Origin of the sequence: Pseudothauera rhizosphaerae, from assembly GCF_004801305.1 — a bacterium.
Taxonomy (GTDB): domain Bacteria; phylum Pseudomonadota; class Gammaproteobacteria; order Burkholderiales; family Rhodocyclaceae; genus Pseudothauera; species Pseudothauera rhizosphaerae.
The window spans coordinates 17,693-29,640 of the sequence record NZ_SSOD01000025.1; the positions used below are offsets into that span (position 1 = coordinate 17,693).

General features: G+C 65.6%; 13 protein-coding genes and 1 pseudogene. All 14 read left to right on the forward strand.

Going from position 1 to position 11,948, the window contains the following annotated elements; all coding sequences use genetic code 11:
• The first annotated feature begins 11 nt into the window (after positions 1 to 11).
• A complete protein-coding gene (locus E6O51_RS20980; RefSeq protein WP_136386984.1) occupies positions 12 to 1,529 on the forward strand; it encodes a YHS domain-containing protein in 1,518 nt (505 codons plus the stop codon).
• 12 nt (positions 1,530 to 1,541) lie between these two features.
• Positions 1,542 to 1,898, forward strand: coding sequence for a phenol hydroxylase subunit P4 (locus E6O51_RS20985; RefSeq protein WP_136386985.1), 357 nt, complete (start codon positions 1,542 to 1,544; stop codon positions 1,896 to 1,898).
• Positions 1,899 to 1,908: 10 nt separating this feature from the next.
• A complete protein-coding gene (locus E6O51_RS20990; RefSeq protein WP_136386986.1) occupies positions 1,909 to 2,970 on the forward strand; it encodes an NADH:ubiquinone reductase (Na(+)-transporting) subunit F in 1,062 nt (353 codons plus the stop codon).
• 282 nt (positions 2,971 to 3,252) lie between these two features.
• Positions 3,253 to 4,713, forward strand: a complete 1,461-nt coding sequence (locus tag E6O51_RS20995) for a 2-hydroxymuconic semialdehyde dehydrogenase (RefSeq protein ID WP_136386987.1) — start codon at positions 3,253 to 3,255, stop codon at positions 4,711 to 4,713.
• Positions 4,714 to 4,721: 8 nt separating this feature from the next.
• Entirely contained in the window at positions 4,722 to 5,519 is a 798-nt protein-coding gene (gene dmpE / locus E6O51_RS21000) for a 2-oxopent-4-enoate hydratase (protein WP_136386988.1), read from the forward strand.
• Positions 5,516 to 6,319, forward strand: coding sequence for a 2-oxo-3-hexenedioate decarboxylase (dmpH, locus tag E6O51_RS21005; RefSeq protein WP_136386989.1), 804 nt, complete (start codon positions 5,516 to 5,518; stop codon positions 6,317 to 6,319). The genes dmpE and dmpH overlap by 4 nt, the downstream gene beginning before the upstream one ends.
• A gap of 23 nt (positions 6,320 to 6,342) precedes the next feature.
• Positions 6,343 to 6,570 (forward strand): tautomerase family protein, encoded by a 228-nt coding sequence (locus E6O51_RS21010; protein WP_136386990.1) that lies wholly within the window; start codon positions 6,343 to 6,345, stop codon positions 6,568 to 6,570.
• Positions 6,567 to 7,481, forward strand: a complete 915-nt coding sequence (locus E6O51_RS21015; RefSeq protein WP_136386991.1) for an acetaldehyde dehydrogenase (acetylating) — start codon at positions 6,567 to 6,569, stop codon at positions 7,479 to 7,481. Before E6O51_RS21010 ends, E6O51_RS21015 begins: the two co-directional genes overlap by 4 nt.
• Positions 7,481 to 8,542, forward strand: coding sequence for a 4-hydroxy-2-oxovalerate aldolase (dmpG, locus tag E6O51_RS21020; protein ID WP_136386992.1), 1,062 nt, complete (start codon positions 7,481 to 7,483; stop codon positions 8,540 to 8,542). The genes E6O51_RS21015 and dmpG overlap by 1 nt, the downstream gene beginning before the upstream one ends.
• An 11-nt stretch (positions 8,543 to 8,553) precedes the next feature.
• The gene (locus E6O51_RS21025; protein ID WP_136386993.1) at positions 8,554 to 8,868 is read left to right on the forward strand and encodes a 2Fe-2S iron-sulfur cluster-binding protein; all 315 of its coding nucleotides are present in this window, start codon (positions 8,554 to 8,556) and stop codon (positions 8,866 to 8,868) included.
• Positions 8,869 to 9,090: 222 nt separating this feature from the next.
• The gene (locus E6O51_RS21030) at positions 9,091 to 10,323 is read left to right on the forward strand and encodes a glycosyltransferase family 4 protein (RefSeq protein ID WP_136386994.1); all 1,233 of its coding nucleotides are present in this window, start codon (positions 9,091 to 9,093) and stop codon (positions 10,321 to 10,323) included.
• Between the two features lie 19 nt (positions 10,324 to 10,342).
• Positions 10,343 to 10,675, forward strand: coding sequence for a hypothetical protein (locus E6O51_RS21035; protein ID WP_136386995.1), 333 nt, complete (start codon positions 10,343 to 10,345; stop codon positions 10,673 to 10,675).
• A gap of 71 nt (positions 10,676 to 10,746) precedes the next feature.
• Complete coding sequence (locus E6O51_RS21040; RefSeq protein WP_136386996.1) at positions 10,747 to 11,268, forward strand: hypothetical protein; 522 nt, start codon at positions 10,747 to 10,749, stop codon at positions 11,266 to 11,268.
• Position 11,269: 1 nt separating this feature from the next.
• Positions 11,270 to 11,948: pseudogene (locus tag E6O51_RS22130) on the forward strand (hypothetical protein); the annotation flags it as partial.

Genomic DNA, 11,948 nt, shown 5'->3' on the forward strand with positions numbered 1-11,948 from the left:
AAACCGCCATCATGGACATGAAGACCGAGAAGAAGACCCTGAACCTGAAGGAAAGGTACCGCCTGCTGACCCGCGACCTGGGCTGGGAGCCGAGCTACCGCAGCGCCGACGAGGTGTTCCCCTACGTGAAGTACGAGGGCATCAAGGTGCACGACTGGGGCAAGTGGGAAGACCCCTTCCGCCTCACCATGGACGCCTACTGGAAGTACCAGGCGGAGAAGGAGCGCAAGTTCTACGCCATCGTGGACGCCCACGCGCAGAACAACGGCCACCTGAACATCACCGACGCGCGCTACCTCTCCGCGCTCAAGCTCTTCCTGCAGGCCATCAGCCCGGGCGAATACGCCGCCGGCAAGGGCTTCGCCCGCGTCGGGCGGGAGTTCCCCGGCGTCGGCACCCAGGTGGCCTGCCAGATGCAGGCCCTGGACGAGATCCGCCACGCCCAGACGCAGATCCACGCGCTCTCCAACTACAACAAGTACTACGACGGCTTCCACGCCTTCGCCGATGCGCGCGACCGCATCTGGTACACGTCCGTGGCGCGCTCCTTCTTCGACGACGCCATGAGCGCCGGGCCGTTCGAGTTCATGATCGCCATCGGCTTCTCCTTCGAGTACGTGCTCACCAACCTGCTGTTCGTGCCCTTCATGTCCGGCGCGGCCTACAACGGCGACATGGCCACGGTCACCTTCGGCTTCTCGGCCCAGTCCGACGAGGCCCGCCACATGACCCTGGGCCTGGAATGCATCAAGTTCATGCTGGAGCAGGACCCGGACAACCTGCCCATCGTGCAGGGCTGGATCGACAAGTGGTTCTGGCGCGGCTTCCGCGTGCTGGGCCTGGTCAGCACGATGATGGACTACATGCTGCCCAAGCGCGTGATGTCCTGGCGTGAAGCCTGGGAGATCTACGGCGTGGAGAACGGCGGCGCCCTGTTCCGCGACCTCGCCCGCTACGGCGTGCGTCCGCCCAAGGGCTGGGACGACGCGGAGAAGGCCATCGACCACATGTCCCACCAGATCATGCTGGGGCTGTACCAGTGGAGCTTCGGCACGTCCTTCCATAGCTGGATTCCGTCCGACGACGACATGGAATGGCTGGCGAAGAAGTACCCGACGACCTTCGACAAGTACTACCGCCCGCGCTGGAACCACATCAAAAAGCTCGCCGCCGCCGGCACGCCGTTCAAGAACTTCGGCCTGGCCAAGCTGTGCCAGTGCTGCCAGTTGCCGGTGGTGTTCACCGAGCCGGACGACCCCACCCTGCTGTGCAACCGGGAGACGGTCTACGAGGGCGAGAAGTACCACTTCTGCTCCGACGGCTGCCAGCAGGTGTTCGAGAACGAGCCGGAGAAGTACGTGCAGGCCTGGCTGCCCATGCCGCAACTGTTCCAGATGTTCGACGGCGACGTGGCCGCGTGGATGGACTGGGTGAGCCTGCGCGACGGTCACGACAACGGCGACTACGACGGCTCCCGGGACCAGCAGAACTTCCAGCAGTGGCGCGGACTCGCCACGTCCAACCAGTGAGGAGACGGGAAAATGCCAGTGAAATCCCTGAAGAAGTACGTGGGCGTACCCCGCGACGTGGTCGCCAACTTCCACGGCAAGCAGGTCGTCTACGTGAGCTGGGACCAGCACCTGCTGTTCGCCGCGCCCCTGATGCTGTGCCTGCCGCCGCAGACCACTTTCCGCGAGCTGGTGGACGGGCCGCTCGCCGCGCTGATCGCCCCCGACCCGGACGCCGCGGCGGTGGACTGGAGCACCGTGCAGTGGCTGAAGGCCAACCAGCCCTGGGTGCCGGACTTCGACCGCAGCCTGGCCGACAACGGCATCGTCCACAAGGACCAGTTGCGCCTCAGTACGCCGGGGCTCAACTCGCTGCGTCCGGCGGCGTGAGGAGTTCCGCATGAGCTACGAGCTGACCATAGAGCCGCTCGGTCAGACCATCGCCATCGAGGAGGGCCAGTCCCTCCTCGATGCCGCGCTGCGGGCCGGCATCTACCTTCCGCATGCCTGTTGCCACGGCCTGTGCGCCACCTGCAAGGTGCAGGTGGTGGACGGGGAGGTGGACCACGGCGAGGCGTCCTCCTTCGCGCTGATGGATTTCGAGCGCGACGAGGGCAAGTGCCTGGCGTGCTGCGCCACCGCGCAGGGCGACGTGGTGATCGAGGCCGAGATCGAGGAAGACCCGGATTCCCTCAACCTGCCCGTGCGCGACTTCAGCGGCACCGTGAGCCGCATCGAGGCGCTGACGCCCACGGTGAAGGGCATCTGGATCGAACTGGACGACCCGGAGGGCATGCGCTTCCAGGCCGGCCAGTACATCAACCTGGAACTGCCCGACGGCATCGGCAGCCGCGCCTTCTCCATCGCCAGCCCGCCGTCGCAGAACCGGGAGATCGAACTGAACGTGCGCATCGTGCCCGGCGGACGGGGCACCGGCTACATCCACGAGAAGATGGCGGCGGGCGAGCGGGTGCGCATCTCAGGGCCCTACGGGCGCTTCTTCGTCAAGAAGTCGGCGAAGGTGCCGGTGCTGTTCATCGCCGGCGGCTCCGGGCTGTCCAGCCCGCGCTCCATGATCCTGGACCTGCTGGCGGAAGGCTTCGAACTGCCCATCACGCTGGTGTACGGCCAGCGCATGCGGGAGGAGCTGTACTACCACGACGACTTCCTCGCCCTGGCGGAACGGCATGCCAATTTCCGCTACCTGCCGGTCCTCTCCCACGAGCCGGAAGGCAGCCCCTGGCAGGGCCTGCGCGGCTTCGCCCACGAGGCGGCCAAGGCCGCTTTCGGCAACGACTTCCGCGGCCACAAGGCCTACCTGTGCGGCCCGCCGCTGATGATAGACGCCAGCATCACCACGCTGATGCAGGGGCGGCTGTTCGAGCGCGACATCTACACCGAGAAGTTCATCTCGGCGGCGGATGCGCAGCAGGTCAGGAGTCCGCTGTTCAAGGCGATCTGAACGGCCGTCGCCCGGCCGGATTCACCTCCACCGTTCGCCCTGAGCCTGTCGAAGGGCGTTGGCGTCAACCGGGCTTCGACAGGCTCAGCCCGAACGGTGTCGCGTCCTGCCGGCAGTTGCTGTAGGGCTGCCGCAGGCGGCCTTCGCCCCTGTTCAGACATACCCATCAGGTATCGAATGCTTGATGAAATGGTATTAGACGGTATTCATCGGCATCCCTAGACTGGTTTCCACGGGCCTGGAAAACGCTTCCTTCCGCCCACCAGAACACACGGAGACGGCATGCGCCAGATCGACAACTTCATCGCCGGGGAATACACCGGCGCCGCCAGCGGCCGGCGTTTCGACAAGCGCTCCCCGCTGGACAACCGGATCATCGCCTCCATCGCCGAAGCCGGCCGGCCCGAGATCGACGCCGCGGTGGGCGCCGCCCGCGCCGCGCTGCACGGGGAGTGGGGCGCGCTCAGCACCGAGCAGCGCGTGGACCTGCTGTACGGCGTGGCCGACGAGATCACCCGCCGCTTCGAGGACTTCGTCGCCGCCGAGATGGCCGACACGGGCCAGCCGGGCCACGTCATGCGCCACGTGTTCATCCCCCGGGGCGCGGCCAACTTCAAGGTCTTCGCCGACGTCATCAAGAACGTGCCGGCGGAATCCTTCCGCATGGCCACGCCGGACGGGCGCGGCGCGCTGAACTACGCCATCCGCGTGCCCAAGGGGGTGGTCGGGGTGATCTGCCCGTGGAACGCCCCCTTCATGCTGATGACCTGGAAGGTGGGGCCGGCCCTGGCCTGCGGCAACACGGTGGTGGTCAAGCCTTCCGAGGAGTCGCCCCAGACCGCGGCGCTGCTGGGGGAGGTGATGAACGCGGTGGGCATCCCCAAGGGGGTATACAACGTGGTGCACGGCTTGGGGCCGGATTCCGCGGGGGAATTCCTGACCCGCCATCCGGGCGTGGATGCCATCACCTTCACCGGTGAGACGCGCACCGGCACGGCCATCATGCAGGCCGCGGCGGAAGGCATGCGGGACGTGTCCTTCGAGCTGGGGGGCAAGAACGCCGGCATCGTGTTCGCTGACTGCGACTTCGACGCCGCCGTGGAAGGCATTTCCCGCGCGGCCTTCCTCAACACCGGACAGGTCTGCCTGGGCACCGAGCGGGTGTACGTGGAGCGGCCCATCTTCGAGCGCTTCGTGCAGGCCCTCAAGGCCCGCGCCGAGGCGGTGAAGTACGGCCGCCCGGAAGACCACGATTCCAGCTACGGCCCGCTGATCAGCCACGAGCACCGCAACAAGGTGCTGTCCTACTACCGCAAGGCGGTGGAACTGGGCGCCACGGTGGTCACCGGCGGCGGCGTGCCGGACGTGCCTGATGATCTGGCCGAGGGCGCCTGGGTGCAGCCCACCATCTGGACCGGGCTCGCCGACGACGCGGCGCCGGTGCGCGAGGAAATCTTCGGCCCCTGCTGCCACGTCCGCCCCTTCGACTCCGAGGACGAGGTGGTGAAGCTCGCCAACGACACCCCCTACGGCTTGGCGACGACCATCTGGACCACCAACCTCGCCCGCGCCCACCGGGTCGCGGCCCGCGTGGACGTGGGCATCACCTGGGTCAATAGCTGGTTCCTGCGCGACCTGCGCACGCCCTTCGGCGGCTCGAAGCAGTCCGGCATCGGCCGCGAGGGCGGGGTGCATTCGCTGGAGTTCTACACCGAGACGCGCAACGTCTGCGTCAAGCTCTGAGGCCCGCCATGAACGAAGAAAAGATCCAGCACTACGGCGACGAGCTGTTCGAGGCCTGGCGCGCCCGTCGCGTGTTGCGCCCGCTGCTCGAACGGGAGCCGGACATCACCATCCCCGACGCCTACCGCATCCAGCAGCGCTTTGTCGCGCGCCGGCTGCAGGCCGGCGAAACCATCATCGGCAAGAAGATCGGCGCCACCAGCAAGCCGGTGCAGGACTTCCTGGGCGTCTATCAGCCGGACTTCGGCATGCTCACCTCGGGCATGGCCTTTCAGGAAGGCGACACCATCGACCTGGGCACGCTGATCCAGCCCAAGGCGGAAGCCGAACTCGCCTTCGTGCTCAAGGACGACCTGAAGGGGCCGGGCATCACCGCCATGGACGTGATCCGCGCCACGGACTACGTGCTGCCCTGCTTCGAGATCGTCGATTCCCGCATCGCCGACTGGCAGATCAAGATCCAGGACACCGTGGCGGACAACGCTTCCTGCGGGGTGTACGTGCTCGGCAAGACGAAGGGCGACCCGCGCCGGCTGGACATCACCCTGGCCGGCATGGTGCTGGAGAAGAACGGCGAGCTGTTCTCCACCGGCGTGGGCGCGGCGGTGCAGGGTTCGCCCGCCAACGCCGTGGCCTGGCTGGCCAACACGCTGGGCGAACTGGGCATTCCCTTCAAGGCCGGCGAGGTGATCCTGTCCGGTTCCCAATCTTCGCTGGTGCCCGTGGCCGACGGCGACGAACTGGTGTGCACCGTCGGCGGCCTGGGCCAATGCCGGGTCCGTTTTTCCGGGAGGAGCGCGGCATGAGCATGAACGTCACCCTGGCGCGCGAGGACGTCGTGCGCCTGTGCGAGCGCATCGAAGGCGCCCAGCGCCGCGCCTACGCGATCCCCAAGCTGACCGACGAATACCCGGCCATGACCATCGGCGACGGCTACGCGGTGCAGACCGAACTGCGCCGCCGCTTCATCGCCCAGGGCCACAGGCTGGCGGGCTGGAAGGCGGGGCTCACCTCCAAGGCCAAGATGGTGCAGATGGGCGTGAACGTGCCCTCCATCGGCTTTCTCACCGACCGCATGGCACGCCCCGAGAGTAGCGCCATTTCCACCGCCGACCTGGTGCATCCCCGCGTGGAATGCGAAGTGGCCTTCGTGACGAAGAAGGCGCTTGCCGGCCCCGGCTGCACCCGCCAGGACGTGCTGGCCGCCACCGACTACGTGCTGCCGGCCATCGAGATCATCGATTCGCGCTTCGCCGGCTTCAAGTTCGACCTGCCCAGCGTGATCGCCGACAACGCCTCGTCGGCGCGCTACGTGGGCGGCGGGCGGGCGCGCTACGCGGAGGAGATCGACCTGCGCACGCTGGGCGTGGTGATGGAGAAGAACGGCGAGATCGTCGGCATGGGCGCCAGCGCCGCGGTGCTGGGGCATCCGGCGGACGCGGTGGCGATGCTGGTGAACATCCTCGGCGAACTGGGCGAAACCCTGCCCGCGGGCAGCTTCGTCATGAGCGGCGGGATTACCGAGGCGGTCGCAGTGCGGCCGGGCGACAACGTGGTGGCGCGCTTCCAGGACCTGGGCAGCGTGTCGGTGCGCTTCGTCGAATAACAACGGCCAACGGGAGACAGCCCATGCCGATCATTGAAATGCACATGATGGAAGGACGCAGTGGCGAACTGAAGCGCAGCGTGGCGGCCGCGGTCACCGAGGCGGTGTCCCGCACGCTGGCCTGCAGCCCGGAAACCGTGCGCATTCTCATCACCGAACACGGCGCGGAGGAGTTCTACGTGGCCGGACAGACCATGGCCCAGCGCGCCGAGCAGCGGCGCCTGGCCGAGCTTCAGGAGCAGGGGAAATGAAGAAGATTCGTTGTGCGCTGATCGGGTCGGGCAACATCGGCACCGACCTGATCTACAAGATCCGCCGCAGCCCGGTGCTGGAACCCGTGTGGATGGTGGGCATCGACCTCCAGTCTGAGGGCCTGGCGCGGGCGCGGGAGATGGGCCTCAAGACCACCGCCGAAGGCGTGGACGGCCTGCTGCCCCACGTGCGCGGGGACAACATCCAGATCGCCTTCGACGCCACCAGCGCCTACGTGCACGCGGAGAACAGCCGCAAGCTGAACGAACTCGGCGTGATGATGATCGACCTGACGCCGGCCGCCATCGGCCCCCTGTGCGTGCCGCCGGTGAACCTGCGGGAGCACGCCGACCGGGTGGAGATGAACGTCAACATGATCTCCTGCGCCGGCCAGGCCACCATCCCCATCGTCCATGCGGTGTCCCGCGTGCAGGCGGTGGAGTACGCGGAGATCGTCGCCAGCCTGGCGTCCAAGTCCATCGGCCCGGGCACGCGCGCCAACCTGGACGAATTCACCTACACCACGTCCAACGCCATCACCAGGGTGGGCGGCGCGAAGCGGGGCAAGGCCCTGGCCATCATCAACCCGGCCGAGCCGCCGATGATCATGCGCAACACCATCTACTGCCTCACCGAGGACGAGCCGGACCACGCCCGCATCACCGACTCCATCCTGGCCATGATCGCCGAGGTGCAGAAGTACGTGCCGGGCTACCGCCTCGTCAACGGGCCGATCTACGACGGCAACAAGGTGTCCGTGTTCATGGAGGTCGCCGGCCTGGGCGACTACCTGCCCAAGTACGCCGGCAACCTGGACATCATGACCGCCGCCGCCACCCGCACCGCGGAGATGTTCGCCGAGGAGATCCTCGCCGGAAAGATCCAACTCAAGGCCGAGGAGATCGCCTGATGAGCACGACCGAGAACCTGAAGGGCCGCAAGGTCATCCTGCACGACATGTGCCTGCGCGACGGCATGCACGCCAAGCGCGAGCAGATCAGCGTGGAGCAGATGGTGAAGGTGGCCACCGCCCTGGACGACGCGGGCGTGCCCTACCTGCAGGTCACCCACGGCGCCGGCCTGGGGGGCAACTCCCTGCAGCACGGCTTCGCCCTGGCCCCCAACGAGGAATACATCTCGGCGGTGGCCTCGCGCATGAAGCAGGCCAAGGTGTCGGTGCTGCTGATCCCCGGCCTGGGCACGATGAAGGAATTGCAGGCCGCCTACGACGCGGGCGCGCGCAGCGTGCACGTGGCCACCCACTGCACCGAGGCCGACACCTCGCCCCAGCACATCGCCTACGCGCGCAAGCTGGGCATGGACACCACCGGCTTCCTGATGATGGCCCACCTGAACGACGCCGCGGGCATCGCCGCCCAGGGCAAGCTGATGGAGAGCTACGGCGCCCAGACCGTGTACGTCACCGATTCGGCCGGCTACATGCTGCCCGAGGACGTGCGCGCCCGCGTCGCCGCGCTGCGAGCGGTGCTCAAGCCCGAAACCGAGATCGGCTTCCACGGCCACCACAACCTGGGCATGGGCATCGCCAACTCCATCGCCGCCATCGAGGCCGGCGCCACGCGCATCGACGGTTCCGTGGCCGGCCTGGGCGCCGGGGCCGGCAACACGCCGCTGGAAGTGTTCGCCGCCGTGTGCGAGCGCATGGGCATCGATACCGGCGTGGACCTCTTCAAACTCATGGACGTGGCCGAGGACGTCATCGTGCCCATGATGGACCACCTGGTGCGGGTGGACCGGGAGTCCCTGACCCTGGGCTTCGCCGGAGTGTATTCCACCTTCCTGCTGCACGCCAAGCGCGCGGCGGACCGCTTCGGCGTGCCGGCCCGCGACATCCTGGTGGAACTGGGGCGCAAGAAGATGATCGGCGGCCAGGAGGACATGATCCAGGACACCGCCATGACCCTGGCCAAGGAACGCGGGCTGTCGATCAGGGAAGCGGCGGCGGCCTGAGGAACCCGGCCATGAAATACGACGTGCTGATCGAGGACACCGGCGAGCACTACGCCTGCCTGGACAGCGAATCCGTGCTGGAAGGCATGGCCCGCCTCGGCCGCCGCGGCATCCCGCTGGGCTGCCGCGGCGGCGGCTGCGGAGTGTGCAAGGTGCAGGTCACCGGCGGCGAATACAGCCGCCAGGCCATGAGCCGGCAGCACGTGGATGCGGACGATCTGCAGGCCGGCGTGGTGCTGGCCTGCCGTATCAGCCCGTGTAGCGACCTGTGCGTGCGCGTGGTCGGCAAGCTGGAGAAGGCCGTGTGCCGCGAACCCGGCGCGTAGGAGGGCGGCTGAGGTCGCCGCCTTGAATCACCCCGCAGGGAGATCACCGGCCAGCCGTTGTCCTGCGCGTGGCGCGGCGATGGCGCCGGTACGGGTGGCGGTATCCATGCCGGCCGTTGGCTCTGCGGGCTTCATCGTGACGTAATGCACGGTGGATTTATTTGGCAGGCATGTTAATGTCGCACGGTTATCCCGACGTTGTTGCAAAGCAACCGGCCGCCCGTGCGCATCCTCCTCCTCCACCAGAACTTCCCCGGCCAGTTCCGCCATCTCGCGCACGCATGGTCCCGGCGTCCGGACTGCGAAGTCGTCGGCCTGGGGCGCGACACCGCCCCGGGCATGCCCGGCGTGCGCTGGTACACCTACCGCCTCCACCGCCCGCCGGGGCAGGCGCAGCACCCCTACCTGCGCCAGATGGAAAGCGCCGTCCTCCACGGCCAGGCCGTCGCCCGGGCGCTACAGCGCCTGCGCCAGCGCGGCTTCGTCCCGGACGTGGTCATCGCCCACCCCGGCTGGGGTGAAACCCTCTACCTGCGCGACGTCTTCCCCCACGCCCGCCTCATCCACCTCTGCGAGTGGTACTACGGCGCCACCGGCACCGATGCCGGCTTCGACCCCGAATTCCCCGCCACCGCGGACGACCTCGCCCGCATGCGCACCTGGAACGCCCTGCACGCCCTCAACCTCACCCACTGCGACGCGGGGGTGAGCCCCACCGCCTGGCAGCGCAGCCGCCACCCCGCCGCCTTCCGGCCCGCCATCCAGATCATCCACGAAGGCATCGAAACCCCCCTGCTGCGCCCGGACCCCGCCGCCACCCTCACCACCCCCTCCGGCACCGTGCTCAAGGCCGGCGACCCGGTCATCACCTACGTCGCCCGCAACCTGGAACCCTACCGCGGCTTCCACCGCTTCATGCGCGCCATGCAGACCGTGCAGCGCCGCCACCGCACCTGCCACGCCGTCATCGTCGGCGGAGACGACGTCAGCTACGGCAAGCGCCCCCCCGACGCCCCCAACTGGCGCGAGAAAATGCTGCGCGAAGTCACCCTGGACCCGGCACGCACCCACTTCACCGGCCGGCTGCCCCACGCCGAATACCGCAAGGTGCTGCAAGTCTCCGCCGCCCACGTCTATCTCACCTACCCCTTCGTACTCTCCTGGTCGCTGCTGGAAGCCATGGCCAGCGGCTGCCTGGTCATCGGCTCGCGCACCGCGCCGGTGGAAGAGGTGATACGGGATGGGGAGAACGGGATGCTGGTGGATTTCTTCGATACGGAGGGGCTGGCGGAGCGGATATGCAGGGCGCTCGAAGGTGGGGTGCGCTACGCGGCAATTCGTCGTGCTGCGCGTGAAACGGTCAGCCGAGGATATGCGGTGGATAGGGGGTTGGCTGGATATTCCGAGTTGGTGGGTGTGCAAGCGCAGGAGGTGTGTCTTGCTAACGCGGGCTAACTTACTTCTGGAAAGTCTCATGATTTCGCTCAACGCCAGCAACCCCTTCTACCGGGAATTCACCGACACGGTGCCCATCACCGAACAGGCCGCGGCCCTGCCGGACATGGTGGGCTCGGGTCGTGTGCGCGACCTGCGCGAAGCGGCCAGCCTCTCGCCGCAGTTGGCCGGCCTGCTCGAACAATTTACCGAGGCTAGCACGCGGGAAGCGCGCTGGACGATCCTGGACCAACTGCTCGATGCCTGGGCCGACACCTCGGGCATGGCCGAGAGCCTGGATGAGCGTAACCCCGAGGAATTCGGCTTCATCTACAGCGCAAGCTGTTCGGGTTATTGTCATTTGAGTTTCTAAGGATTTAAATGACAGTGTCCCGTTATTAATGACCGGATATCCTCGTTGTATTTAACTGGATGGGAACTAAAATGGTGCGAAAAAACATTTGGCATTGGTTTTCTGGGGGAACGGATGCTGCTGTTTCTTTGTTGTGGTTTGCAATCTCATATTTAATATTTGCCTTTCTTTATATATTGCCAAGTGAGATATTGGCTTCTGTATTGGAGTGGCTGCGTTTTCTTGATTTTATTCCCGTCGTAAAATCAATTGAGCATGGAGGTGTATTTGATGTGGTGCTGGCACAAATTCATTTGTGTACATTGATCTTGCTGCTGCCGGCGGCGGTGTTTACTTATTTAAAAGTGCTCCGAGATAGATTTTTTCATAGATCTAAAGGGGGCAATAGATTTGTTTTGCTTGCTTTTGTGATGCCGATTGTTTCTTTGATTATGTTCTTTGCGCCAATAGGTGGTGGATCTGTTGGTCGGCTTCTTTCGTCTTTCTCACTTGGATTTCCATTTTTGTCTGCATTGATTGTGGTTTCATGGGCTATAACGTTTCGCGGATTGCTTGAAGTTGCAGGGTTTGTAAACTCTAACGAAGGAGATTGATATGTTTTTGCCGGGCACTCTTTCTAAAATATCTAAGGCGTGGGGGAGTCTCTCTCCGGGTCAGCAAAGCGCAATTCAGGCCATTCCGGATGTGAAGGAGATGAATGATGTATTGGTTCAGAATTATTATCGTGACCCCGAAACTGGGCGCGATGCATTCGGTGCAATTCTTGATGTTGGAATGGGTGCGCTAGCGGCAGCCATTGTGGTTAGCATGGGTGGACCTGTTGTGGCAGCCATTGCCACCGGATATGCGGCGGGAAAGGTCGGAGAATGGCTTGGAGAGCAAGTGTGGGATGCATTGACTAGACCCGAAGCTAATGACAGTTGGGCTGCTGCATTGGGAAATGAATTTGCCGATGAATTCCTCAATCTCGTCCTCCCCGACGGCATGCGCCCCATCGACCGGGGCACGAACACCTACTTCGGCAACGCCCGCGCCTGGCAACCCGTCCGAGTCGACCCTCTTGTCCTGGACCTTGACGGCGACGGCATCGAAACGCGTGGCATCGACGGCACGATCCTCTTCGATCACGACGGCGACGGCATCCGCACCGGCACGGGCTGGGTGAAGGCCGACGACGCGCTGCTCGTGCTCGACCGCAACGGCAACGGCAGCATCGATTCCGGCGCCGAACTCTTCGGCGTCGATACCGTGCTCTCCAACGGCACCAAAGCCG

What these genes read in the sequence shown, in the direction of transcription:
- E6O51_RS20995 (WP_136386987.1), top strand. Translation starts at nt 3,253, where the DNA reads ATGCGCCAGATCGACAACTTCATCGCCGGGGAATACACCGGCGCCGCC.
- E6O51_RS20985 (WP_136386985.1), top strand. Translation starts at nt 1,542, where the DNA reads ATGCCAGTGAAATCCCTGAAGAAGTACGTGGGCGTACCCCGCGACGTG.
- E6O51_RS21010 (WP_136386990.1), top strand. Translation starts at nt 6,343, where the DNA reads ATGCCGATCATTGAAATGCACATGATGGAAGGACGCAGTGGCGAACTG.
- E6O51_RS21040 (WP_136386996.1), top strand. Translation starts at nt 10,747, where the DNA reads ATGGTGCGAAAAAACATTTGGCATTGGTTTTCTGGGGGAACGGATGCT.
- dmpE (WP_136386988.1), top strand. Translation starts at nt 4,722, where the DNA reads ATGAACGAAGAAAAGATCCAGCACTACGGCGACGAGCTGTTCGAGGCC.
- E6O51_RS20990 (WP_136386986.1), top strand. Translation starts at nt 1,909, where the DNA reads ATGAGCTACGAGCTGACCATAGAGCCGCTCGGTCAGACCATCGCCATC.
- dmpH (WP_136386989.1), top strand. Translation starts at nt 5,516, where the DNA reads ATGAGCATGAACGTCACCCTGGCGCGCGAGGACGTCGTGCGCCTGTGC.
- E6O51_RS21015 (WP_136386991.1), top strand. Translation starts at nt 6,567, where the DNA reads ATGAAGAAGATTCGTTGTGCGCTGATCGGGTCGGGCAACATCGGCACC.
- E6O51_RS21035 (WP_136386995.1), top strand. Translation starts at nt 10,343, where the DNA reads ATGATTTCGCTCAACGCCAGCAACCCCTTCTACCGGGAATTCACCGAC.
- E6O51_RS20980 (WP_136386984.1), top strand. Translation starts at nt 12, where the DNA reads ATGGACATGAAGACCGAGAAGAAGACCCTGAACCTGAAGGAAAGGTAC.
- E6O51_RS21025 (WP_136386993.1), top strand. Translation starts at nt 8,554, where the DNA reads ATGAAATACGACGTGCTGATCGAGGACACCGGCGAGCACTACGCCTGC.
- dmpG (WP_136386992.1), top strand. Translation starts at nt 7,481, where the DNA reads ATGAGCACGACCGAGAACCTGAAGGGCCGCAAGGTCATCCTGCACGAC.